Source organism: Nonomuraea sp. NPDC049695, assembly GCF_040674955.1.
GTDB classification, from domain to species: Bacteria; Actinomycetota; Actinomycetes; order Streptosporangiales; family Streptosporangiaceae; genus Nonomuraea; species Nonomuraea helvata.
This window is the reverse complement of the sequence record NZ_JBFANV010000093.1, coordinates 1-21,040: the sequence shown is the minus strand read 5'-3', so window position 1 is coordinate 21,040 and position 21,040 is coordinate 1. Positions and strand designations below refer to the sequence as shown.

General features: G+C 68.5%; 23 protein-coding genes and 1 pseudogene. 15 read left to right on the top strand and 9 right to left on the bottom strand.

Features of this window, described 5'->3' with window-relative positions; translation table 11 throughout:
- Positions 1–30 precede the first annotated feature (30 nt).
- Positions 31–837, bottom strand: coding sequence for a PaaX family transcriptional regulator C-terminal domain-containing protein (locus AB0J64_RS46665; RefSeq protein WP_364042556.1), 807 nt, complete (start codon positions 835–837; stop codon positions 31–33).
- Between the two features lie 87 nt (positions 838–924).
- Between AB0J64_RS46665 and AB0J64_RS46660 the strand changes: the two genes are divergently transcribed.
- From AB0J64_RS46660 to AB0J64_RS46640, 5 genes are read left to right on the top strand one after another with little or no spacing between them, the layout of a single operon-like run.
- Positions 925–2,103: an ABC transporter substrate-binding protein gene (locus AB0J64_RS46660; RefSeq protein WP_364042554.1), complete on the top strand. Its 1,179-nt coding sequence runs from the start codon at positions 925–927 to the stop codon at positions 2,101–2,103.
- 3 nt (positions 2,104–2,106) lie between these two features.
- Entirely contained in the window at positions 2,107–2,862 is a 756-nt protein-coding gene (locus AB0J64_RS46655) for an ABC transporter ATP-binding protein (RefSeq protein WP_364042552.1), read from the top strand.
- Positions 2,859–3,530 (top strand): ABC transporter ATP-binding protein, encoded by a 672-nt coding sequence (locus AB0J64_RS46650; protein ID WP_364042550.1) that lies wholly within the window; start codon positions 2,859–2,861, stop codon positions 3,528–3,530. Before AB0J64_RS46655 ends, AB0J64_RS46650 begins: the two co-directional genes overlap by 4 nt.
- Complete coding sequence (locus tag AB0J64_RS46645; protein ID WP_364042548.1) at positions 3,527–4,375, top strand: branched-chain amino acid ABC transporter permease; 849 nt, start codon at positions 3,527–3,529, stop codon at positions 4,373–4,375. The genes AB0J64_RS46650 and AB0J64_RS46645 overlap by 4 nt, the downstream gene beginning before the upstream one ends.
- Positions 4,375–5,349 (top strand): branched-chain amino acid ABC transporter permease, encoded by a 975-nt coding sequence (locus tag AB0J64_RS46640; RefSeq protein WP_364042586.1) that lies wholly within the window; start codon positions 4,375–4,377, stop codon positions 5,347–5,349. The genes AB0J64_RS46645 and AB0J64_RS46640 overlap by 1 nt, the downstream gene beginning before the upstream one ends.
- 10 nt (positions 5,350–5,359) lie before the next feature.
- Here the strand turns inward: AB0J64_RS46640 and tsaA are convergent, their stop codons facing one another.
- Complete coding sequence (gene tsaA, locus AB0J64_RS46635; protein WP_364042546.1) at positions 5,360–5,821, bottom strand: tRNA (N6-threonylcarbamoyladenosine(37)-N6)-methyltransferase TrmO; 462 nt, start codon at positions 5,819–5,821, stop codon at positions 5,360–5,362.
- A gap of 65 nt (positions 5,822–5,886) precedes the next feature.
- On the opposite strand from tsaA, the gene AB0J64_RS46630 reads away from it, so the two are divergent.
- From AB0J64_RS46630 to AB0J64_RS46615, 4 genes are all read left to right on the top strand, one after another.
- Positions 5,887–6,561, top strand: a complete 675-nt coding sequence (locus tag AB0J64_RS46630; protein ID WP_364042544.1) for a TetR family transcriptional regulator — start codon at positions 5,887–5,889, stop codon at positions 6,559–6,561.
- A gap of 24 nt (positions 6,562–6,585) precedes the next feature.
- Complete coding sequence (locus AB0J64_RS46625; protein ID WP_364042542.1) at positions 6,586–7,386, top strand: class I SAM-dependent methyltransferase; 801 nt, start codon at positions 6,586–6,588, stop codon at positions 7,384–7,386.
- A gap of 285 nt (positions 7,387–7,671) precedes the next feature.
- Positions 7,672–8,394: a DUF6082 family protein gene (locus tag AB0J64_RS46620; protein WP_364042540.1), complete on the top strand. Its 723-nt coding sequence runs from the start codon at positions 7,672–7,674 to the stop codon at positions 8,392–8,394.
- 685 nt (positions 8,395–9,079) lie between these two features.
- Complete coding sequence (locus AB0J64_RS46615) at positions 9,080–9,433, top strand: hypothetical protein (RefSeq protein WP_364042538.1); 354 nt, start codon at positions 9,080–9,082, stop codon at positions 9,431–9,433.
- Positions 9,434–9,887: 454 nt separating this feature from the next.
- Here AB0J64_RS46615 and AB0J64_RS46610 read toward each other — a convergent pair.
- Positions 9,888–10,010 (bottom strand): annotated as a pseudogene (locus AB0J64_RS46610) (acyl-CoA dehydrogenase family protein); the annotation flags it as partial.
- Between AB0J64_RS46610 and AB0J64_RS46605 the strand changes: the two are divergent.
- Entirely contained in the window at positions 9,952–10,116 is a 165-nt protein-coding gene (locus AB0J64_RS46605; RefSeq protein WP_364042588.1) for a hypothetical protein, read from the top strand. The pseudogene AB0J64_RS46610 and the gene AB0J64_RS46605 sit on opposite strands and share 59 nt — an antisense overlap.
- A 10-nt stretch (positions 10,117–10,126) precedes the next feature.
- On the opposite strand, the gene AB0J64_RS46600 is transcribed toward AB0J64_RS46605, so the two are convergent.
- Complete coding sequence (locus tag AB0J64_RS46600) at positions 10,127–11,581, bottom strand: MDR family MFS transporter (protein ID WP_364042536.1); 1,455 nt, start codon at positions 11,579–11,581, stop codon at positions 10,127–10,129.
- 872 nt (positions 11,582–12,453) lie between these two features.
- Here AB0J64_RS46600 and AB0J64_RS46595 point away from each other — a divergent pair.
- Entirely contained in the window at positions 12,454–13,656 is a 1,203-nt protein-coding gene (locus AB0J64_RS46595) for an ISAs1 family transposase (protein ID WP_364042534.1), read from the top strand.
- A 53-nt stretch (positions 13,657–13,709) separates the two neighbouring features.
- Here AB0J64_RS46595 and AB0J64_RS46590 read toward each other — a convergent pair whose 3' ends face one another.
- On the bottom strand, positions 13,710–14,048 hold the full coding sequence (locus tag AB0J64_RS46590) for a hypothetical protein (RefSeq protein WP_364042532.1): 339 nt from the start codon (positions 14,046–14,048) through the stop codon (positions 13,710–13,712).
- A gap of 9 nt (positions 14,049–14,057) precedes the next feature.
- Complete coding sequence (locus tag AB0J64_RS46585; RefSeq protein ID WP_364042530.1) at positions 14,058–14,501, bottom strand: VOC family protein; 444 nt, start codon at positions 14,499–14,501, stop codon at positions 14,058–14,060.
- An 88-nt stretch (positions 14,502–14,589) separates the two neighbouring features.
- Between AB0J64_RS46585 and AB0J64_RS46580 the strand changes: the two genes are divergently transcribed.
- Both AB0J64_RS46580 and AB0J64_RS46575 read left to right on the top strand, forming a co-directional pair.
- Positions 14,590–15,039 carry a helix-turn-helix domain-containing protein gene (locus tag AB0J64_RS46580; protein ID WP_364042528.1) on the top strand — a complete coding sequence of 150 codons (450 nt, stop codon included), beginning with the start codon at positions 14,590–14,592 and terminating at the stop codon, positions 15,037–15,039.
- A gap of 172 nt (positions 15,040–15,211) precedes the next feature.
- Complete coding sequence (locus AB0J64_RS46575; RefSeq protein WP_364042526.1) at positions 15,212–15,340, top strand: hypothetical protein; 129 nt, start codon at positions 15,212–15,214, stop codon at positions 15,338–15,340.
- Positions 15,341–15,413: 73 nt separating this feature from the next.
- On the opposite strand, the gene AB0J64_RS46570 is transcribed toward AB0J64_RS46575, so the two are convergent.
- Both AB0J64_RS46570 and AB0J64_RS46565 read right to left on the bottom strand, forming a co-directional pair.
- Complete coding sequence (locus AB0J64_RS46570; RefSeq protein WP_364042524.1) at positions 15,414–17,828, bottom strand: FtsX-like permease family protein; 2,415 nt, start codon at positions 17,826–17,828, stop codon at positions 15,414–15,416.
- The gene (locus tag AB0J64_RS46565; RefSeq protein WP_364042522.1) at positions 17,828–18,532 is read right to left on the bottom strand and encodes an ABC transporter ATP-binding protein; all 705 of its coding nucleotides are present in this window, start codon (positions 18,530–18,532) and stop codon (positions 17,828–17,830) included. Before AB0J64_RS46565 ends, AB0J64_RS46570 begins: the two co-directional genes overlap by 1 nt.
- Before the next feature lie 87 nt (positions 18,533–18,619).
- Here AB0J64_RS46565 and AB0J64_RS46560 point away from each other — a divergent pair, with 87 nt between their 5' ends.
- On the top strand, positions 18,620–19,315 hold the full coding sequence (locus AB0J64_RS46560; protein WP_364042520.1) for a response regulator transcription factor: 696 nt from the start codon (positions 18,620–18,622) through the stop codon (positions 19,313–19,315).
- A 10-nt stretch (positions 19,316–19,325) separates the two neighbouring features.
- Positions 19,326–20,402 (top strand): HAMP domain-containing sensor histidine kinase, encoded by a 1,077-nt coding sequence (locus AB0J64_RS46555; protein ID WP_364042518.1) that lies wholly within the window; start codon positions 19,326–19,328, stop codon positions 20,400–20,402.
- Between the two features lie 105 nt (positions 20,403–20,507).
- Here AB0J64_RS46555 and AB0J64_RS46550 read toward each other — a convergent pair whose 3' ends face one another.
- On the bottom strand, positions 20,508–20,828 hold the full coding sequence (locus AB0J64_RS46550) for an IS3 family transposase (protein ID WP_364042516.1): 321 nt from the start codon (positions 20,826–20,828) through the stop codon (positions 20,508–20,510).
- Between the last annotated feature and the right edge of the window lie 212 nt (positions 20,829–21,040).

Genomic DNA, 21,040 nt, shown 5'->3' with positions numbered 1-21,040 from the left:
CCATCAAGTTAGGCCACTATGCGATTGCTGTCACCGTTCTGCCCAAGTTTCATCGGGTACGACGTCGAGGAGCCGTTCCGCGATCCGCGCCGCCTCCGGCCTGAACCGCTCGTGCAGCGCATGGCAGACCCGCTGCGCCTTCTCCGCGGGCCAGTCGTGCGGCAGGTACCGCAGCGGCAGCCGCGGATCGGTCCTGATGATCTGGAGCCAGCCGGTCAGCAGCGTCAACGAGCGCGCCAGGTCGTCGGGCGCGTCCGGCGCGGGGTCGGCCCGGTCCCAGCGTCCCAGGAACTCGCGGTAGCGCTCGCCCAGGCCCGCCAGGTCGTACGCGTCGCCGACCAGGGCCTGCATGGCGGTGGGGTGCCTGGGCTCGGCGGAGAAGACCTTCACGTTCGCGCCGAGGCCGTCGATCACGCGGGCGGCGTCCACCTCGCCGGGCGCGATCCACAGGCCGTTCTGCAGCGGCCCGAACCCGGCCCAGACCAGCCGCGAGCGCAACTCGTGCCGCTGCCGCTGCCAGGACTCGGGCAGCGAGAAGCCGATCAGCGTCCAGCGGTCCTCGTCGGCGTCGTTGACGACGCCGCTGTGCCAGATGCGGCGCTCGCCGTCCTTGAGCACCTCGGCGCTCGTGGGGGTGAGGCCGAAGTACATGCGGCGGCCGGAGCGCTGTCGGCGCAGCAGGCCGCGGCGGACCATCCGGGTCAGCGTCGAACGCGTCGCCTCCTCGGATATCCCGACCTTGGCGAACGCCTCGATGAAGCTGCCCGAGGACACGCAGATCCCGCGGCCGTACACGTGATCTCCCAGGAACGTCAGCATCACCGACTGAGGCCGCATCGAAAGCCCCTCCCCCTTTATTGGGCACTCTATTGACAGCCGTAATCTATCTGCCTACATTCAGGGCCACATCCCAGGAGGTCCCTGATGCGCAGGCTGCTCCCGTCCCTGGTTTGTCTCGCCTTAGCCGTCGCCGCGTGCGGAGGCGGTGGCTCAAGCGCCGAAGGCTCGATCAAAGTCGGCCTCATCGTCTCCCTGACCGGCAACTACACGCCGCTCGGCAGCGAGGACAAGAAGGCCGTCGAGCTGGCGGTCGAGCAGGTCAACGCACAGGGCGGGCTCCTGGGCCGCAAGGTGGAGCTGGTCACGCGCGACGACAAGACCGCTCCCGACCAGGGCATCGTGGCCTACAACCAGATCAAGGGCGACATCGACGCGCTGATCGGCCCGGTGTTCTCCAACGCGGCACTCGCGGTCGAGCCGCTCGCGCAGCGCGACAAGATGCCGTACCTGTCGCTGGCCCCGGCGCAGGAGCAGGTCGAGCCGATCAAGTCGTACGTCTTCGTCACCCCGGCCCTGTCCAGCATGTACGCCGAGCGCTACCTGCAGTACATCCAGGCCAAGGGCATCAAGACGATCGCGGTGGCCTGGGACTCCAAGAGCGCCTACTCGGTCTCCGGCCACAAGGCCATGGTCGCCCTCGCGTCCAGGTACGGCGTGAAGATCGCCGTGGACGAGCCGTACGAGACCACGACCTCCGACTTCAGCCCGCTCTTCACCCACGTGCGCGGCTCCGCCGCCGAGGCGCTGGTGTTCTGGGGCTCGGGCGCGCCCGGCGTGACGGCGGCCAAGCAGTACGTGGCCTCCGGGCTCAAGACGCCGCTGTTCCTGACCGCGTCGCAGGCCAGCAAGCTCTGGCTGGAGCCGATGGGCGGCGCGGCCGAGGGCATGACCGTGCAGAGCGCCATCGGCGTCGTCGGCGAGCACCTGCCCGACGGCAAGCAGAAGCAGGTCATCGAGCAGATGGCCACGCCGTACCAGCAGAAGCACGGCTACCCGCCGCCGCAGTTCGCGCAGGACGGCTACAGCGCGAGCCTGCTGCTCTTCGAGGCGATCAGGAAGGCCGGCGCCACCGACAAGGCCAAGGTGCAGCAGGCGCTGGAGCGCATGGACCTGGTCACGCCGAACGGCCGCTTCCGCTACTCCGCCACCGACCACTCCGGGCTCTCCCCCGAGTTCATCTCGGTCAACACGGTGCAGAACGGGAAGTTCGTTCCCACTGACTGGGCCAAGGAGCAGCTCGCCAAGACCGTCGGCGCGGGGTGACGCGTGCTGACGGTCACCGGGCTCTCCCGCTCCTTCGGCGGCGTCTACGCCGTCCGTGACGTCTCGCTGACCGTGGCGGACGGCGAGGTCTGCGGCGTCATCGGGCCGAACGGGGCGGGCAAGTCCACGCTGTTCAACCTGGTCACGGGGCATCTGACGGCCGACCACGGCCAGATCTCGTTCCTCGGGCACCGCGTGGACCGGCTCGCGCCGCACCGGCGGGCCAGGCTCGGCATGTCGATCGTGTTCCAGGCGGCCAGGGTGTTCCGCGGCATGACGGTCAGGGAGAACGTCATGGTCGGGATGCACGGCCGTACCGGTGCCGGGTTCGTGTCGGCGGCGCTGCGGCTGCCGCGGCACCGGCGCGACGAACGGGAGATCGCCACCGAGACGGACGCCGTTCTCCAGCGGGTGGGGCTCGGCGAGTGGGCGGACCGGCCCGCCGACCTGCTGCCCATCGGGCAGCAGCGGGCGCTCCAGCTGGCCCGCGCCCTGTGCGCGCGGCCCCGGCTGCTGCTGCTCGACGAGCCCGCCTCCGGGCTGCGCGGCCAGGAGCGCGAGCGGCTCGCGGCGCTGGTGGAGGAGCTGCGCGCGGACGGCCTGACGATCCTGCTCGTCGAGCACGACGTCGCGTTCGTGACCCGGCTGGCCGATCGCGTGGTGGTGCTCGACCTGGGCCAGGTCATCGCGGACGGCTCCCCCGCCGAGGTGCGGGCCGACCCGCTGGTGCTCGCCGCCTATCTCGGACAGGCCTCATGATCGACGTCGGGGACCTGGTCGTCTCGTACGGCACCGCGACCGCGCTCGACCACGTCACGCTCACCGTACGGCGGGGCGAGATGGTCGCCCTGCTCGGCCCGAACGGCGCGGGCAAGTCGACGCTGGCCAACACGCTCGCGGGGCTGGTGCGGCCGGCCTCGGGCACGGTCGAGATCGGGGGCAGGCTGGCGCTCATCCCGGAGGGCCGCCAACTTTTTCCGGATTTGTCGGTCGCGGACAACCTGGCCTTGGGCGGATGGCGCTGCGGGTGGCGCTCGGGCGAGCGCGACCCCTCGTACGTCTACGACCTGCTCCCCCGGCTGGCCGGGCTGGCAGGCCGGCGGGCGGGGGTGCTGTCCGGGGGCGAGCAGCAGATGGTGGCGTTCGGGCGGGCCATGATGTCGCGCCCTTCCGTGCTGGTGGTGGACGAGCTGTCGCTGGGACTCGCGCCCAACGTGACCGCCGACCTGGCCGGGCACCTCGCCGAGCTGAACCGGGAGCAGGGGCTGACCGTGCTGCTCATCGAGCAGAACGCGCGGCTGGCGTTCGAGCTGTGCGGGCGGGCGTACGTGCTGGAATCTTCCCGCGTCGTGGCCGAGGGCGAGTGCGCGGAGCTGGCCGGCGATCCTCGGGTGGCGGGCGCGTACCTGGGCGGGGCGATCACATGAGCGCCTTCCTCACGTACCTGCTGAACGGGCTCGCCGTCGGCTGCGCGATCGCGCTCGTCTCCGGCGGCCTGGTCGTCATCCACCGGGTCACGGGTGTGGTGAACTTCGCGCAGGGCACGTTCGCGGTCGTGGCGGGGCTCTGCGCGTCCTCGCTGCTCGGGCTCGGGCTGCCGCACGGGCTGAGCGAGGTGGCCGCCGCCCTGGTCGCGGCGCTCGCGGGCCTGCTGACCGGCCTCGCCGCCATCGGCAGGCGGGGCACCGCGCCGCTGTCGTCCCTGATCGTCACGCTCGGTGTGGGCGTGCTCGCGTACGCCGTCGAGATCGTCCTGTGGGGAGACCAGCCGCGTTCGGCGCCCGGCCTCGCGGGCTCGGTGACCGTGGCGGGCGCGCGGATCCAGACGCAGTATTTGCTGGTCATCGGCGTGACGGCGGCCACGTTCGCGCTGCTCGCGCTCTTCTTCGGGCGCACCTACCTGGGCAAGGCGCTGACGGCGTGCGCGTCCAACCCGTACGCCGCCCGCGTCGTCGGCATCGACACGCGGCTGATGGGGCTGCTGGCGTTCGCGCTGGGCGGGCTGCTCGGCGGGGTCGCCGGGGTGCTGGTGACGCCGCTGCGGCCGATCTCGTTCGACACCGACGTGACGCTCATCGTGAACGCCTTCGCCGCGGCCGTCTTCGGCGCGCTCACCCGGCCCGTGATCACGCTGGCCGGCGCGCTGCTGCTGGGCGTGGCCGAGACCATGGCCGCGGGGTACGGCTACGGGTCGCACCAGCTGGAGGTGGCGCTGGGTCTCATGATCGTCGTGATGATCGTACAGGCGAGCCGCCGTTGGGAGCCCACGTGATGCGGACGGTGGCCGGGCTGCTGGTCGCGGCCGTGACGCTGGCGCTGCCCGCGGTGCTCGACGACAGCGCGCTGGCCGTGTACATCCTGCTCGGGCTGGCCGCGATGGTCACCGTCGGGGTGTCGCTGCTCATGGGGTACGCCGGTCAGGTCTCCCTGGGCCAGGGCGCCTTCTACGCCATCGGCGCCTACACCGCCGCGCTGCTGTCACTCCATGGCGTGCCGCCGCTGGCCGGCCTGCTCGCCGCCCCGGTCGTGGCGGCCGGGTCGGCGCTGGTGATCGGCGTGCCGCTGCTGCGGCTGCGCGGGCACCATCTGGCGTTCGCCACGCTGGCCGTGCAGCTCATCCTGCTCTCGCTGGCCGGGCAGCTGGAGATCACCGGCGGGGACATCGGGCTGCAGGCGATCCCGCAGTTCGCGATCGGGTCGTTCGAGGCGGGCTCCGCGGCCGCGTACGCGTACATGACCTGGGCGGGGCTGGGGCTCGTGATGCTGGTGACGCGGAACGTCATCGACTCCCGGCCGGGGCGCGCCCTGCGCGCGCTGGCCACCAGCGAGACCGCCGCCGCGTCCTCGGGGATCCCCGTCGGGCGGTACAAGCTGGTGGTGTTCGCGCTGTCGGCGGCGTTCGCGGGGCTCGCCGGCGGGATCTACTGCTTCTACACCGGGTACGTGGCGCCGGGCTCGTTCCCCGTGCTCATCTCGATCCAGTACATCGTGATGGCCGTCGTCGGGGGGCTCGGCACGGTCTGGGGCGCGGTGGTGGGCGCCACCGCGATCACGCTGCTCGTGCAGGGGCTGAACAGCCTGGCGGCGGTGCCGGGGATGCCGTCGTACGCGGCCGGTGTGCTGTCGTACGCCGTGTACGCGCTCGTGCTGATCCTGGTCGTGCTCTTCCTGCCGCACGGCCTGCTGCCCGCCCTCTCGGGGCGCCTGTCCCGGAAGCGGGACGCCTCGCCCGTGGAAACCCGCTGATCGTCGCCGGCTACCGCTCGCTCCCTGGGCCCAGGACAGGTTTCACGTCCAGGACCGGCGTACCGTCGAGCGCCTCGAGATTCCGCACGCGCAGTCGCACTCCGTCGATCGAGACGATCTCCACGCGGTGCAGCCCTATGGGGTTCGGCCGGTGCGGCGAGCGGGTGCTGAACACGCCCTGCTCCGGCCGGTCGAGGTCGCCGCGCGGACGGACGGTGAGCACGTCGCGGCGCGCGCGATCGAGCCAGGTCAGCACGAGGACCTCCGTCCCGGGCCGCAGGTCCCGGATGCCGTCGCGCACGCGTTCCTCGAACACCAACCAGGCTTCTGGAGAGCCTTCATCGCCCTGCAACGGAGCTGCGCCGGGATTCGTCAGGGGTGATTCGACCCGACCGATCGGCTCCAGCCTTAACCCTGCTTCAGTCACGTTTCCTCCGCCGTACCGGGATGCCGTACAGGCCAGCAGGTCCATGAGCGTAGCCGACATCGGGTGGTGCCACTTGCCGAGAGTCTGAACATGTGTTTAGAGTACTAAACATGTGTTCAGCCCATCCGGGAGACGAGGGCTCGGCGGATCTGACCGCCACCGCCAAGATCCGCAATGCCGCCATCGCGCACTTCGCCCGCGACGGCTTCCAGAAGACCAACCTGCGCGCCATCGCGGCCACGGCAGGGGTGAGCGCCGCCCTGGTCATTCACCACTTCGGCAGCAAAGAGCAGCTCCGCAGCGCCTGCGACGACCACGTGCTGCGAGTCCTGATACGGCGCGCTCACGGCGTCGCCGACCCGGTCACCATTCAGGACATCTCCCGGGAATACGTGTCCGATCCTGAGGAGTACGGCCGCCACGTGCGCTACATGGCGCGCGCGATCGAGGAGGACACGCCCGCGGCCGCGACGTTCGTCAACACGCTGGTGGACGAGTCCGAGCAGATCCTGCGGGCCGGGATCGCCGACGGCTCGCTGCGCCCGTCCTCGGACGTGCGGGCGCTGGCGGTGCTGAGCGTGCTGATCAGCCTGTCCACGCTGACCATGGCGCCGCCGCTGACGCGCGCGCTCGGTTACGAGCAGGTCGGCCCCGACGTGCTGCACCGCCTCGGACTGCCCATGCTGGAGCTCTTCACCCACGGCATGTACGCGGACGACACCACCCTGAAGGCGGCCCAGGCCGCCTGGGCAGCATCACAGAACTCCCCGAAAAGAGATGAATGACCAATGACATGCGCCATCCCGGCTTTGACCCCGTTGCAGGCGAGCCTGTGGCTGACCCTGTGTGGCAGAGCGCTCGACAACCGCCTGCCCCACCCGATCCTCGGCGACAAGATGGCCGACGAGGTCGTACGGAAGGTCGGCTACGACTACAAGAAGCTCCGCATCCCGTCGAGCAGCGCCATCTACATCGCCCACCGGGCCAAGAAACTCGACGAGATCGCGCAGCGCTTCATCGCCCGCCACCCCGACGCGGTCGGCCTGGACCTCGGCGCCGGACTGGACAGCCGGGCCCTGCGCATCTCCCCGCCGCCCACGGCCGACTGGTACGACATCGACTTTCCCGAGGTCATCGCCGCCCGGCGGGAGCTCCTGCCCGATGACGCCACCCCCCACGGCATCGGCGCCGACCTGACCGGCTCCACGTGGCTGGACACCCTCCCGACCGACCGCCCGGCCGTGATCGTCGCCGACGGGCTGATCGCGTTCTTCTCGGAAGAGGAGATGATCTCCCTGGTGAGCCGCATCATCAGCCATTTCCCCAGCGGGGAGATCGCCTTCAACGGCTACAGCACGTTCGCCGTCCGGGCGCAGAAGATCGCTCCCGTTGCCCAGGCAATCAGGGACATCAGCAAGTTCCCCGGCATCGACGACCCCCGGGCGCCCGAACGCTGGCATCCCAAGCTGAAGCTGGTCAAAGAGATCCTGTGCACGCGAGAGCCCGAGGTCGCCCAGTTCCCACCGGTTCTCCGCCTGATGAACCGGCTGACGGCGCCGAGCGCGGCTCTGTCCCGCATGGGCAACACTGTTCTCGTCTACCGCTTCTAGCCAGGCTCATGCCCGAGCACACCCACCAGACGTCCCCGAGCCGGCTTCAGTACCTCTCTTGCAGGTACCGCTTCCAGGTGATCGTCCCTGTGGGGGTGGCATCAGTGGCGAGGTGGCCGCCGCGGAAAGCGGCGCCGAGCCTGCCGGGCAGCCTCATCCGCACGATCGGCCGCCTCTTGCGGCTCGCGTCCAGCCATTGCCGCACAGCCTCGAAGGCCCGCTGTAATGCCGTCGCGGCGGAAGTGGATGTAACGGAGGGCGGGCACCCTTCAGGAGGGGCGGGCTATGGCCAGGGCTGTCGCGAAGTGGACCGGTGGGGTGGCGGCAGGGCTCGCCGTCCTGCTGATGCTTCTGGCCGCGCCGTTCGCGCTCGATCGGCTCGCCAGTGTGACGGGTGTCGACTGGGCCTCGCTTGCCGACGTCGGGGATGCCTACGGCTCGGCCGTCGCGCTGCTGACCGCGGTGTCACTCTTGGTGCTGGCCGTGTCGGTGGCCTTTCAGGCGCGGACGACGCGTATCTCCTCGGAGGCCACCGGGCGGATGCTCCATGTCGAGATGATGCGTTTCGTGATGGAGGATCCGTCCCTCTCGCAGGTGGAAGGCATAGGGTGGGACGGCACGGCGCAGGCGTCCGAGGAGCTGCGGCGGTGGGTGTACGCCAACATGCAGCTCGGGCTCTTCCGGTCGTTCTACGCGCTCAAGGAGATGCCGACAGCCGAGCTGCGGATGCAGATGGCCGGCAGGTTCAGGTCACGGATCGGCCGGGAGCACTGGGAGTCCAACCGGACCTGGTTCCAGGCGAGCGCGCGCAACCGTCACGACCGGCGGTTCTGCGAGATCGTCGAGGAGGAATACCAGAAGGCCGTCCAGGCGGGTGACGCGGTGGTGGAACGTTCGCGCATGTCCCGTGGACGGCTGCCCCGAGGGCTCGTGGTGGGCGGCGTGGCGGCGGCCGTCGCCATCGGGGCTGGGGTGCTCTTCGGCAGGAGGCGCGGCGGCCGGCCCTGACCGAGCGCCTCGCATCACTTTCCGCTGTTTCTGGCGCTCCCACGGAACAGCGACGGAACAGACCGGAGCTTGGAGACGACCGTGGCGATGCCGAAGAAGGGGTCACGGCTCATCACCGTCAATGGCCTCGTCTTCCGCTGGCGTGTCAGCCACAGGCCGACCTACCGCCAAGGCAACAGGGCGGACTCTAGAACAAGGATGGAATTCGCAGCAATCAGGGCCCAGGACTCACTCTCACCGTTGCTGAGGACGAGCTCGCCGAGCTCCTGAGCGAACCGCCTCAGTAGCTGATCCCCTTCCTCTGGGGCATGATCCCGGAAGGTGTCGGCATCGAAGACCTCCCTGGATGCACTCGGATTTGGAGTCGAGACCAGCCGAGCACCGATCAAGCACCTTGATCCGTAGCCAGCGTCTCCCCGTGTCTTCTCGTGCTTGACGGCCCAGTCGAAGGAATGGTGGTCATGGCCCCACGGCGCCGAGGTGCGGCGGCACGGTGGTGACGCCTGAGCCGATGGCCGGACTCGTCATCCGGTGGCGGTCTATCCTGACGATTACGCACTCCCGAACCCGCCGCCGGCGACGCGAATACGCCGGCCACCTATGTCAAGGCTGTGACCTGCAACTCCAGGTGCAGAGGGTGGCGTTATATCGGTAGCGTGAAGGTGCAACAGCTTGGAGGTCAACGATGTCCACCCCGCATCAAGACAGCGAGGCGCTGATCCCACGCCCGCCACTGACGACCGCCGCCCTCAGGGCAGCAGTTGCCCAGATCGCTCCGGCGTACCTCAACCAGTTTGTCGACCATCTCGACCAGGCGACAGAGCAGGCGGCGCGGCAGAGCACCGTGGCGCCTCTGCAGAACTTCTTGCAGCAATGGGGTGAGTTCGTGGCGATTCAACGCTACCCCGCCCGAGCGGCCCGCTTCCACACCCTGGAGACGGAAGTCGCCACCGCGACCGACAGAGTCAAGTTGGACTCAGCCTTGGCCGAAATCAATGAGATCACGACATCCGCGCGCCGAGAGGCCGGCGGTGAGTGACGCCTGGAACTGGGAGTACAACCCTGACGCCGTGCATGTCATCGCTGGGCTCCCCCGACTGTCACCCTTGAGGTCGAGCGACTTGCCGACCAACTCGCACTCCTCGGGAGGGACGCGGTCCACGCCGGCTGAGGCACCTTGCACGGCGGAGTCCTTCGGACACTCGATCTGTTCGGGGGCCGAGGGTTCCTCAACTTCATCGTCGCGGAGCATTTGCGTCTTGTCCTGATCATTCGCATTACCTGGCTGGACTAACGCGACCTCGCCTACGCCTCAGGGAAGTCAAAGACTGTTCCGTCTGCGCGAGGTCTCTCACCGAACAGGGACGGAACAGCGATCATGTAAACCCAGCGACAAAACGGCGAACCCCACCTCCGACAACCGACAGGCGGGGTTTTCGCATTTCAGAGGCTACTTAGCCAGGTGGCGGCTGATGACCAGGCGCTGGATCTGGCCCCGCGTCCCGGCGGCGGGCCGCGTCGAGGTAAGTGGCCCGGGCGCTGTCCACCCCCGCCGCCATGTCCGCCAGCAGGAACCCGGGCCCCTGGTGGTCGATGATGCGATTGCCGAACGTCTGGGGCGCGGTGGTGGGTGCCACCGCGATCACGCTGCTCGTGCAGGGGCTGAACAGCCTGGCCGCCCTCTCGCGCCGCCTGCCGCCGAAGCGGGTGCAAACCCGCTGACCTTCCGGCGTCAGCCGTTTCCGTGGGGCTCACCGGCGCTGTCCGCTCGGGCCGGTAGGAGCAAGGCGGCGACGACCACGGCCACGGACAGCACCGCGCCGATGATGAAGGCCAGCCGCATGCCGCCGAGGTTGGCGAGCGTCTCCGCGGCACCCGCGGATCTCAGGGCATCGGCTCGCGCGCTCATCACGGTGATCACGAGCGCGGTGCCGAGGGCCGCGGCGACCTGCTGCAGCGTGCTCAGGATCGAGCTGCCGTGGGAGTAGAGGCGCGGGGGAACCGCCCCGAGCCCGAGAGTGAACACCGGAGTGAAGGTCGCGGCCAGGCCCACCATCAGCAGCGCGTGCAGACCGAGCAGCTGCCAGAACGGCATGGTCATCGTGACCTGTGTGAAGCCGGCGAGCGCGAGCGTGATCCCGATCGCGCCGGGGATGACCAGAACCCGGCCGCCGAACTTGTCGAACAGGCGGCCGACGGTCGGACCGAGCAGCCCCATCGCGAGGCCGCCCGGCATCACGAGGAGTCCGGTCTGCAGGGGCGTGAGCCCGCGGATGTTCTGCAGGTACAGCGGCAGCAAGATCATCGAGCCGAGCATCGCCATGAAGGCCACTGACATCAGGATCAACGCGACCGTGTAGGTGCGGTGGCGCAGGGTGCGCAGGTCCATCAGCGGCGCGCCGCGCTTCTGCAACGACAGCTGGCGGACGGCGAAGAGGGCGATGGCGATCAGGCCGGCCGCCACGATCCCGGCGGCGACGCGGACGTCGCCGCCCTCGAACCGGCTCAGCCCGTAAACCAGACCGCCGAAGCCGGCAGCCGCGGCCGCCACGCTCAGCCAGTCGATGTTGCTGAACTGGGGTTCTCCGACGTTCTCGAGCTGCTTCAGGCCGCGCCACGCGATCAGGGCGGCAATGGGGAGCACCACGGCGAACAGCAGCCGCCAGGACCCGAACTGGAGGATCACCCCCGAGACCGCCGGGCCCATCGCGGGCGCGACTGAGATGGCCAGGGTGACGTTGCCCATCACCCGGCCGCGGTCTTCCTCGGGCACGACCTGCATCAGCGTGGTCATCAGCAGCGGCATCATCACCGCCGTCCCGGACGCCTGGATGATGCGGGCGCCCAGCAACACCTCGAACGTCGGCGCGACGGTGGCCAACGCCGTGCCGAGCAGGAACAAACCCATCGCGGTGGCGTACGCGTGGCGGGTGGACACCCGCTGCAGGAACCATCCGGTGATCGGGATGACAGCGGCCATGGTCAGCATGAAGGCGGTCGAGAGCCACTGCGCGGTCTGCTCGGTGATGCGCAGCGCGCCCATCAGTCGCGGTATCGCGTTGATCATGATCGTCTCGTTGAGGATGACCACGAACGTGGCGAGCACCAGCAGCCGGATCACGGCCGGGGTGCGACCGGACGCGGCGGCCGCGGGCATGGCGGGTGAGTCGAGCTGTTGGCTGGACACGGTACCTCGATCGGAGTTGTTGGACATGACGGCGTCACGGCTGGCATCCCAGCCGGGAGTCTCACAAGAAGTTGTGGTCACGCAAAGACTGACAGGTACCACCGACAAAACTCATCGCCGCCGCCAGCATTCCGGCAAGTGACGCGAAATGTCACCTGGTTTTCACCGGCGGACGCCAGGCACACCCGCAAGCCGGCCGACGAGCCGGCCGTGCTCCTGGGCGAACCGCCTCACGAGCTTCCCTTTTCTCTGGGCACTCCACCGGCCCGTCCTGGACGGCGAACCCCGCCTTCCAGGACGGGCAGGCGGGGTTTTCGCATGTCAGAGGTCACTGGGCGAGGTGCCGGCTGATCACCAATCTCTGGATCTGGTTCGTGCCCTCGAAGATCTGCATGTTCTCCGACCGGTGATCCGATCACTCGTGAAAACAGCTCGATCATGTTGATGACCAGGGGTTACGCCTGTGGGCGTTTCGCATCGCTTCTCGCTGATTCTGGTGCTCCCACGGAACAGCGACGGAACAAGACCAGGGCTTGGAGGCGGCTGTGGCGATGCCGAAGAGCGACTGGCCCATGATAGTGACGGCCCGAACCGGTCTTCAGGGGTCGCTGCCGTCTGGGGAGGACTCCAACGTCACTTGGGCCAGGACGGGACTCACTGATCAAGAAGGGACTCGTCTATGCATCCGAGCATGGACACCTCGCGTGCACAGTTCCGCGCACAGGGCTGAAGCGTTCTCGGTTGGTGGGACGCACAAGGGGCCTGAGACGGCTGGGTGGTTGAGGGCACCCTTGGGCTGCAGATGACGAACGCGACCCCTCATGATCGTTGGGTGTCTACGCCAGTCGATCAAGAACAGGGGCCGCATTCGCGTGCCATCATCCCCGATCGACGTGCTCGCCCGCCACCTGGAGCACGCCACCGTCACCGACCCGCTGACCGACCTGCTCGATCTGCCGACCCTGGCCGAAGTCCTGGACGCGGTCCCCCACCCGCGCAGCCGCCGGGGACGCCGCTACCAGCTCGGCCCACTGCTGGCGTTATCCCTGCTCGCCGTACTCGGCGGAGCCACCTCCCTGGCGAAGATCACCCGATTCATCGCCGGATACGACCCAGACCTGCGCGCCCGAGCCGGCTTACCCGGCACACCACGGCTGGCCGCCAGCACCCTGGGACGACTCCTCGCCCGCCTGGACGGCGACGCCTTCGACAGCGCCACCTGCACCTATCTGGCCTCGCTCGCTGCATGCGACCTACCCGCCGCCACGAGCAGCCGCCCCTCAGCCCGGACCGAACTCGCCGGCGTGGCCGTGGACGGCAAGACCCTGCGGGGCAGCCGCACCCCTGACGGCACGGTCCACCTGCTGGCCGCCACTCGTCATGACACCCAGATCGTCGTGGCCCAGCGGCAGGTCCAGGCCAACAGCAACGAGATCCCCGCGTTCACACCCCTGCTGTCCGGACCAAATCTGACCGGCGTGGTGATCACCGCCGACGCTCTGCACACCCAGCACGCCCACGCCCGGCAGATCGTCGAGGCGAGCGGTCACTACCTGTTCATCGTCAAGGGAAACCAACCCACCCTGCTGAGCCGGCTCAAGGCCCTGCCCTGGCGCGAAGCGATCCTCAACGACCGCACCGACGAGCAAGGACACGGTCGCCGCGAGATTCGCCGCATGAAGATCTGCACCGTCCGCCCCGGGCTGCCCTTTCCACACGCCGCCCAGGCGATCCAGGTCAAACGCCGCCGCACCGACCACAAGACCGGCAAGACCACCATCGTCACGATCTACGCCGTCACCAGCCTCCCACCAGGCCGGATCACCCACGCCCAACTCGCCGCACTGATCCGCGGCCACTGGAACATCGAAGCCCTGCACCACATCCGCGACGTCACCTACCGCGAAGACGCCTCCCGCGTCCGCACCGGCACCGCACCCCGCATCATGGCCAGCCTTCGCAACCTCGCCATCGGCCTGGCCCGACTGATCGGCTGGACCAACATCGCCGCCGCCACCGACCACTACCGCAGCCACCCCCTCGACGGCCTCCAGCTACTCGGATTCACAACATGAGAACGCTTCGGCCTTGGGATCGGGTAGGTGCTGATTGCCCTGGCCGGGATCGTTCATACGGGGAGGGCGTCTCCGGGGAAGCCGTGGCAAGGGTGAACCTCGCAGCGCATCATCCCGGCTCGCACGCACGGGTCTCCGGCCATGATCTCCGCGGCTTCTTCGACCGGCACGGTCATGATCGCGACGCCGGCCACGGTGTCGGAGGCGACCGGGCACAGGATCACGATCACCCCCTCAGCGCGCAGCGACACCATGCGTCGCTGGTGTTCGAGTTCGATTGCGTCCGCGCCGTCCATGGTCCGCTCCGGCCCCCACTGAAGGAGCGCCAGGCTGTAGGGCTTCGCGGTCGCGGCCAGAGCCCGAATCTGTTCGTCGGTCACGGTCGTGCTCATGATGTCTCCTTACTTCTCGATGCGCTCGGCCAACGAGACGATGATTCCTTCGGGCCCGCGGACGTAGGCCATCCGCCACACGCCCTCGTATTCGCCGATGCCTCCCACCAGGCCGTAGCCGTCGACTGCGGCGTGGTCGACCGCGGCTTGGAGGTCATGCACCTCGAAGGCGACGTTGCGCAGGCCCAGTTCGTTGGCCGGTGCGGCAGGCGAACCCGGGAGGTGGTCCGGCCGCGTGAAGCTCGAGAGCTCCAGCGTCGTACCTCCGCCGGGCGCTCGCAGCATGACGATCTCGGTGCGGGCGCCGGTCATGCCGATCACCGTGTCCAGGAACTCGCCTTCGACGGCCATCTTCCGATCGGCCTCCAGACCGAGGCTCACGAAGAACGCCGTCACGGCATCGAGGTCGGCGACGGTGATGCCGACGTGGTCGAAGCGCCTTATGAAGGTCATCGGATCCCTTTCGAGGTTTCTTTAAGAGACGTCGAGAAAGGTAGCATCCGAGGTTCCGTAAGGGAACCCCACTTGCTAGATTGCTGCCATGCAGCGAACGCAGTTCGGGGAGATGGCGTGTTCCATCGCGCGTACCTTGGACGTGATCGGCGAGCCCTGGTCGCCGCTGATCCTGCGCGACGTGTGGGCCGGGGCGCGCCGCTTCGACCACATCCAGGCCGACCTCGGGATCTCCCGCAAGGTACTCACCGAGCGACTCAACCACCTGGTCGAACAGGGTGTGCTCGAGCGGCTGCCCTACGACGCCCGCCCCCGCTACGAATACCACCTCACCGCCAAGGGCGCCGACCTCGTCGAGATGCTCATGGTGATGGCCCGGTGGGGTGACCGCTGGCTCGCCGGCGAGGCCGGGCCTCCCGTCCTGTACCGCCACCATGCCTGCGGGCAGATCGGCCACGTCGACCCGCGCTGCAGTCACTGCGGAGAGCCGATGCACGCCGACGACGTCGACCTCCTCCCAGGCCCGGGTTCGGCCTGATGGCCAAAGGCCGTGACGCCGACTTCCCCATCGTGACCTTCGATCGGGGCCCGTTCACGCACGAGGAGAAGCAGGTCGACGCCGCGCTGAGCACGGTTGCCCTTCGTGTCCGCCTGCGGCGATCCAGGTCAAACGCCGCCGCACCGATCACAGGACCGGCAAGACCACCATCGTGACGATCTACGCCGTCACCAGCCTCCCACCGGGCCACCTGATCGGCTGGACCAACATCGCCGCCACCAACGACCACGACAGCAGCCATCCCGCCGATGGACTCCAGCTACTCGGTCTCACGACATGAGAACGCTTCGGCCCTGGTTCCGCGCATGGCTGGCGGACTTCATCAGCCGCCAGCCAAGCGATTGATGAAGGTATCAGTCGAGGGATAGCCCTGCGGCCGGAGTCACCCGGGCGGCCCGGCGTGCCGGGAGAACAGCGGCGAGGAGTCCGGCCAGGGCGGCGATGAGGACGACGACGCCGAGTGATGGCCAGGGGACCTGCATGGTGGCGTCGCTGAGAGCCCGCTTCACGAACGTCTCGTAGCCGGCCCAGGCGAACCCGACGCCGATCACGGTGCCGAGCAGAGTGGCCACCACCGACAGCAGCATTGCCTCGGCCGCCAGCATCCGCCGCAGCTGCCTGCGAGTGAGCCCGAGCGCGCGCAGCATCGCGTGTTCGCGGGCGCGTTCGAGGACGGAGAGCCCCAGGGTGTTCGCGATCCCGATCAGGGCGATCACCACGGCGATTCCGAGCAGGCCGAGCACCGACCAGGTGAGGATTCGCAGTAGTTGGTCCTCTGTCGCCCGGGCCTGCAGATTGTCTTGGATCTCCGCGCCGGCCGCATTCGCCAGCCCGGCCAGATCGTCGACGAGCTCGAGCGGATCGGCGCCTGCGGAGGCACGAACCCAGATGACGTGTGGTTCGGGAGATTCGGTGAGCTGTGCCAGGGTCCCGGGCGCGACCACGCCCGCCCGGCCCCAGCCGGTGCCGGCGACGACCTGCAACTGGGCTCGCCGGTCGCCGACGCGCACCGTGCCCCGGTCGCCGGGCCGCAAGCTCAGCTTCTTGTCAAAGGCCGCATAATCGAGTCTGATCTTCCCCGGCTCCACCCGGGCGAACGACCCACCGTCGCGGGCCACCTGCTCCGCGTCCGGCGCGGTGACGACCAGGATCGGTTCGTCGAGCCCCGCCACCTGAGCCATGGCGCCCTCCACCGGTATGGCCTGCTCCACACCGGGAGTGCGACGTACCTGGTCGAGGAGGTCGGTGGTGACCGGCGTCTCGGGCGAGGTGAGCGCGACATCGATGGGGTGATCCCTGTCGCGTTCCTCGTCCACGGCCGCACGTGTCGTGGCCGATCCGGTGAGCACTGCGGTCGCCAGGGTGATGCAGACCAGCAGGGAGGCGGTGGTGGCGGCGGTCCGGCGGGGGTTGCGCACGGCGTTCTTGGTTGCCAGCCGCCCGGCGGGGCCGAGCAGCGCGCCGGTGATCCGGACCAGGCGGGGAACGAACGCCGGCCCGAACAGGAGCACGCCGGTGAACACCGATCCGCCGCCGACCAGCATGAGCGCCGTGCTGTCCTGGACCATCGCCATCCCGAGCAGGGCCAGCCCGGTGACCAGGAGGAGTGCAGCGAGCGCCAGCCTTACCCGGCCGGTGGCCGTGTGTCCGTCGACCGCGGTATCCGGGCGCAGTGCCGCCAGCGGGCTCACCCGGACCACAAGCCGGGTCGGCAACAAGGAGGCGAGCATGGTGACGGCCAGGCCGACGGCGAACCCGCCCAACAGCCAGGGCACGGGCGGTTCGGCGGCGCCCATCGGGGTGGTGGGTGCGAGGGTGTTGATCAGGGCGATCAGCCCGTAGCCGAGGCCGACGCCGACCAGTGTCCCGGTCAGCGACGCGAGCACGCCGACGGCGGCCGCCTCGCGGCGTACCGAACCCACCACCTGCCGCCGGGTCGCGCCGACGCAGCGCAGCAGTGCGAAGTCGCGCAGGCGTTGCGCGAACAGGATGGAGAACGTGTTCGCGACGACCAGGACCGAGACGAAGACCGCGATGGCGGCGAACACCAGCAGCATCAACGCGATCATGTCCGTGTGGTTGCTGAGCCTGGCCTGGCCGGCCGTGACGTACTCCTCCGGCGAGTACAGCGCGGCGCCCTCCGGGAGCCGGCCTACCTCCCCGCGTACCGCCACCCTGCTCACGTGGAAGGAGGGGTGGTCGCGCCAGTGCAGGAACTGCGGCCAGGTGACGTACACCGAGGCCTGGACCGTGGGAGAGGGCGACTCCACGAGGCCGACCGCTACCAGGTCGGTCGCGGTGGCGCCCTCGCCGATCCGAATCCGGTCGCCGATCGCGATTCCCCTGGCCCGGGCGTCCCACACGTGCACCACCGCCTCGCCCGTGCGTTCCGGGAAGCGGCCTGAGATGAGCTTCTGCCAGCGCATCTCCTCCGCAGGGGCGATCGGCCCCACGGTCATCTCGGAGACCGACCTGTCGCCCGTGCGCGTCGGCAGCAGGACCCGGCCGAGCCCGGATGCGTTCTCACCAAGGCGCTCGGCGATCTCGATCGCGACTGACGTGTCCAGGGTCTCGTCCACGTGGTCGGCGTCGACCACGTGGTCGGCATTGCGGAACGGCGCCCCGGCGTTCTCCATGAATCCGGCGCGTGCCCCGGACGTGATCACGCCGATCACGACGACGAAGGCGACCGAGACGATGACCGCGATCGCCGCTGCGACATACCTGCGGGTGTGGGTGCGCAGCGACGCGAGGAAGACGGTGCGCATCAGGCGATCCGCCCGTCCTGCATGATGACCACGTCGTCGGCGTAGGTCGCCGCGTCCCGCTCGTGGGTGACCATCACGACGGTCTGGCCTAGCTCGCGCGCCGACCGGCGCAGGTGACCCAGCACCTCCGCCGACGTGGTGCTGTCCAGGTTTCCGGTGGGCTCGTCGGCGAACAGCAGGTCCGGCTGGGTGATCAGGGCCCGGGCGATCGCGACCCGCTGCTGCTGGCCGCCGGACAGCTCCGCGGGCCGGTGACCGAGCCTGTCGGCCACGCCGAGGATATCGGCGAGCATGCGCGCGCGCTCCCGCGCCGCGTCGTCGATCCGGCGACCGCCCAACTCGAGCGGGAGCACGATGTTCTCGCCCGCGGTGAGCATCGGCAGCAGGTTGAACGACTGGAACACGAAGCCGATGTGCTCGCGGCGGAAGATCGTGAGCGCATCGTCGTCGAGTGATCCGAGGTCGGTGCCGGCCACGGTGACGGTGCCACCGCTGGCCTGGTCGAGTCCGGCCAGGCAGTGCATCAGCGTGGATTTGCCCGACCCGCTCGGCCCCATGATCGCGGTGAATCTCCCTCGTGGGAGGTCGAGGTTGATGCCGCGCAGGGCATGCACCTGGGCATCGCCTTGACCGTAGATCTTGGTCAGGCCCCGCGCGCTGGCGGCCACGGTCTCCTGAGTGGCCTGCTGGGTGGTGGTCGTCATGCCGCCAGTCAAGGCAGCGTGGCGTTGTCGGCGCGTATGTGATTTTCGATATGCCGACGATATGCTCCGGCTCCTAGCATCGAGAGCATGCGTGTCTTGATCGTCGAGGACGAACCCTACCTGGCAGAAGCCATCCGCGATGGCCTACGCCTGGCAGCGATCGCCGCCGACATCGCCGGTGACGGTGACACCGCTCTGGAACTGCTGAGCATCAACGCCTACGACATCACCGTCCTCGACCGCGACATCCCCGGCCCCTCCGGGGACGAGATCGCCGAACGCATCGTCGCCTCCGGCAGCGGCATGCCTATCCTCATGCTCACCGCCGCCGACCGGCTCGACGACAAGGCCTCCGGGTTCGAACTCGGCGCCGACGACTACCTCACAAAACCCTTCGAACTCCGAGAACTCGTGCTCCGTCTCAGAGCACTTGACCGCAGGCGCGCCCACAACAGACCACCCGTGCGAGAGATCGCAGGGTTGCGTCTGGATCCGTTCCGCCGCGAGGTCTACCGCGACAACCGCTATGTCGCGCTCACCCGGAAACAGTTCGCCGTGCTCGAAGTCCTCGTCGCTGCCGAGGGCGGTGTCGTCAGCGCCGAAGAACTCTTAGAGCAAGCGTGGGATGAGAACGCCGACCCCTTCACCAATGCCGTGCGCATCACTGTCTCGGCACTGCGCAAACGGCTCGGCGAACCCGGGATCATCGCCACCGTGGCCGGCGTCGGCTACCGCATCGACACAGCACCCGGCACCGGACGTGAGGGAGGGAACCGTGGATAGGGCGCCTGGTTTGAGCGTTCGTCTCAAACTTGCCCTCAGCTATGCCGGGTGCGTCACGCTTGCAGGTGCCTTGGTACTCGCGGCCGTGTGGGTGTTCCTTCGGCGTTATCTGTCCGACGGTGTGATCTTCACCTTCAGTCGTTTTGTTCCCAACCGGCCCGACCCGCTGCACGCTTTCGCTCCGGTGGCAGCCGCAGTGTTCACGTTCCTGCTGGTGTTCGGTGTCGCGGGAGGGTGGATTCTCGCCAGCCGCATGCTCACCCCTCTGACTCGCATCACAGACGCCACACGCAGGGCCGCGCACGGATCACTCTCCCACCGAATCCGGCTACAGGGCCGCAGAGATGAGTTCCGCGAACTCGCCGACGCCTTCGACGCCATGCTCCTACGGCTCGAAGCACACGTGGCCGAACAGCAGAGATTCGCAGCCAACGCCTCCCACGAACTGCGCACCCCGCTGGCGATCACGCAAACGCTCCTCGACGTGGCCCGCAACGATCCGAACCGCGACACCGGCGAGCTTGTCGACCGCCTCCGCGCCGTCAACACCCGAGCGATCGACCTCACTGAAGCATTGCTCCTGCTCAGCCGCGCCGACCAACGGTCCTACACCCGAGTACACGTCGACCTGTCCCTGATAGCGGAAGAAGCCACTGAAACGCTCCTCCCCCTCGCAGAAAAACGCGGCCTCACCATCGAGACCTCCGGCGACATCACCCCCACCAACGGTTCACACGCGCTCCTCCTGCAGATGACTACGAACCTCGTGCACAATGCGATCGTCCACAACCTGCCTGAACAGGGCACCGTATGGGTCACGACCACCGTTCACCCGAAGACTGTGGTGCTCACTGTCGAGAACACCGGCGAGAAGCTCGCCCCACAATTGGTCTCCACGCTTGTCGAGCCGTTTCAGCGCGGCACCGAACGCATACGCGCCGACCACGCAGGTGTCGGCCTCGGCCTGGCAATCGTCAAAAGCATCGCCCGAGCACACGACGGAACCCTCACCCTCACCGCCCGCCCCGCTGGCGGGCTCCGCGTCACGGTGCAACTACCCGCCGCACCACCGCACATCGGCAGATGACAGTCAGGAAGCCCATCCGGCTCACGCCCACCTCATGATCACAAAGAACCTGAGCAGTTACGATTGCTCGGTCTCCTACACTCGTGATGGCGTTTGGCAGTCGTTTTAGCTCAGGGCATCAGAGGGGGCTGCGTCCCTGCTAGTTCGGCAATCGATGCGATTTACGGCCTGACGGCCGACCAGATCCGGCGCCGCCGGCCCGCGTCCCGAACGGGTCAGCGACCGCGGCTTCCTGCGCACCCGGGCGACCAGACCGAGCTCGGCCATCCGCGCCGCGACCGTGTTGACCGAGACCCGCCAGCCGTGTTCGTGCAGGTCGCGGGTGATACGCGGGGACCCATAGGTGGCACCGGAGGCTTCGAAGCCGGCGGTGATCGCCGCGTCCAGGTCCTCGCGCCGTAGCTGTACTTCGCTGCTGTCACACACGCAAAAGGCCCTCTCGGACGAACCGGCTTAGGTTCCAATGATCGTTGCAACACCTGATCTATCCAGGGGTTGCAGTGTTCGAGATCCGGCAGGATCGGTCGCCACAGGGCCGGAAGAAGCTACACGCTGAGCGCACGGCATATTTGGATCTTGTGGCTCAGGGAGTGGGTACCGCAGAGGCGTGCCGGATCGTCGGGATCAACCCGCGTACA

What these genes read in the sequence shown, in the direction of transcription:
- AB0J64_RS46650 (WP_364042550.1), top strand. Translation starts at nt 2,859, where the DNA reads ATGATCGACGTCGGGGACCTGGTCGTCTCGTACGGCACCGCGACCGCG.
- AB0J64_RS46605 (WP_364042588.1), top strand. Translation starts at nt 9,952, where the DNA reads ATGTCCGCCAGCAGGAACCCGGGCCCCTGGTGGTCGATGATGCGATTG.
- AB0J64_RS46660 (WP_364042554.1), top strand. Translation starts at nt 925, where the DNA reads ATGCGCAGGCTGCTCCCGTCCCTGGTTTGTCTCGCCTTAGCCGTCGCC.
- AB0J64_RS46560 (WP_364042520.1), top strand. Translation starts at nt 18,620, where the DNA reads ATGCGTGTCTTGATCGTCGAGGACGAACCCTACCTGGCAGAAGCCATC.
- AB0J64_RS46565 (WP_364042522.1), bottom strand. Translation starts at nt 18,532, where the DNA reads ATGACGACCACCACCCAGCAGGCCACTCAGGAGACCGTGGCCGCCAGC.
- AB0J64_RS46585 (WP_364042530.1), bottom strand. Translation starts at nt 14,501, where the DNA reads ATGACCTTCATAAGGCGCTTCGACCACGTCGGCATCACCGTCGCCGAC.
- AB0J64_RS46615 (WP_364042538.1), top strand. Translation starts at nt 9,080, where the DNA reads ATGTCCACCCCGCATCAAGACAGCGAGGCGCTGATCCCACGCCCGCCA.
- AB0J64_RS46665 (WP_364042556.1), bottom strand. Translation starts at nt 837, where the DNA reads ATGCGGCCTCAGTCGGTGATGCTGACGTTCCTGGGAGATCACGTGTAC.
- AB0J64_RS46640 (WP_364042586.1), top strand. Translation starts at nt 4,375, where the DNA reads ATGCGGACGGTGGCCGGGCTGCTGGTCGCGGCCGTGACGCTGGCGCTG.
- AB0J64_RS46590 (WP_364042532.1), bottom strand. Translation starts at nt 14,048, where the DNA reads ATGAGCACGACCGTGACCGACGAACAGATTCGGGCTCTGGCCGCGACC.
- AB0J64_RS46630 (WP_364042544.1), top strand. Translation starts at nt 5,887, where the DNA reads ATGTGTTCAGCCCATCCGGGAGACGAGGGCTCGGCGGATCTGACCGCC.
- AB0J64_RS46645 (WP_364042548.1), top strand. Translation starts at nt 3,527, where the DNA reads ATGAGCGCCTTCCTCACGTACCTGCTGAACGGGCTCGCCGTCGGCTGC.
- tsaA (WP_364042546.1), bottom strand. Translation starts at nt 5,821, where the DNA reads ATGGACCTGCTGGCCTGTACGGCATCCCGGTACGGCGGAGGAAACGTG.
- AB0J64_RS46620 (WP_364042540.1), top strand. Translation starts at nt 7,672, where the DNA reads ATGGCCAGGGCTGTCGCGAAGTGGACCGGTGGGGTGGCGGCAGGGCTC.
- AB0J64_RS46570 (WP_364042524.1), bottom strand. Translation starts at nt 17,828, where the DNA reads ATGCGCACCGTCTTCCTCGCGTCGCTGCGCACCCACACCCGCAGGTAT.
- AB0J64_RS46580 (WP_364042528.1), top strand. Translation starts at nt 14,590, where the DNA reads ATGCAGCGAACGCAGTTCGGGGAGATGGCGTGTTCCATCGCGCGTACC.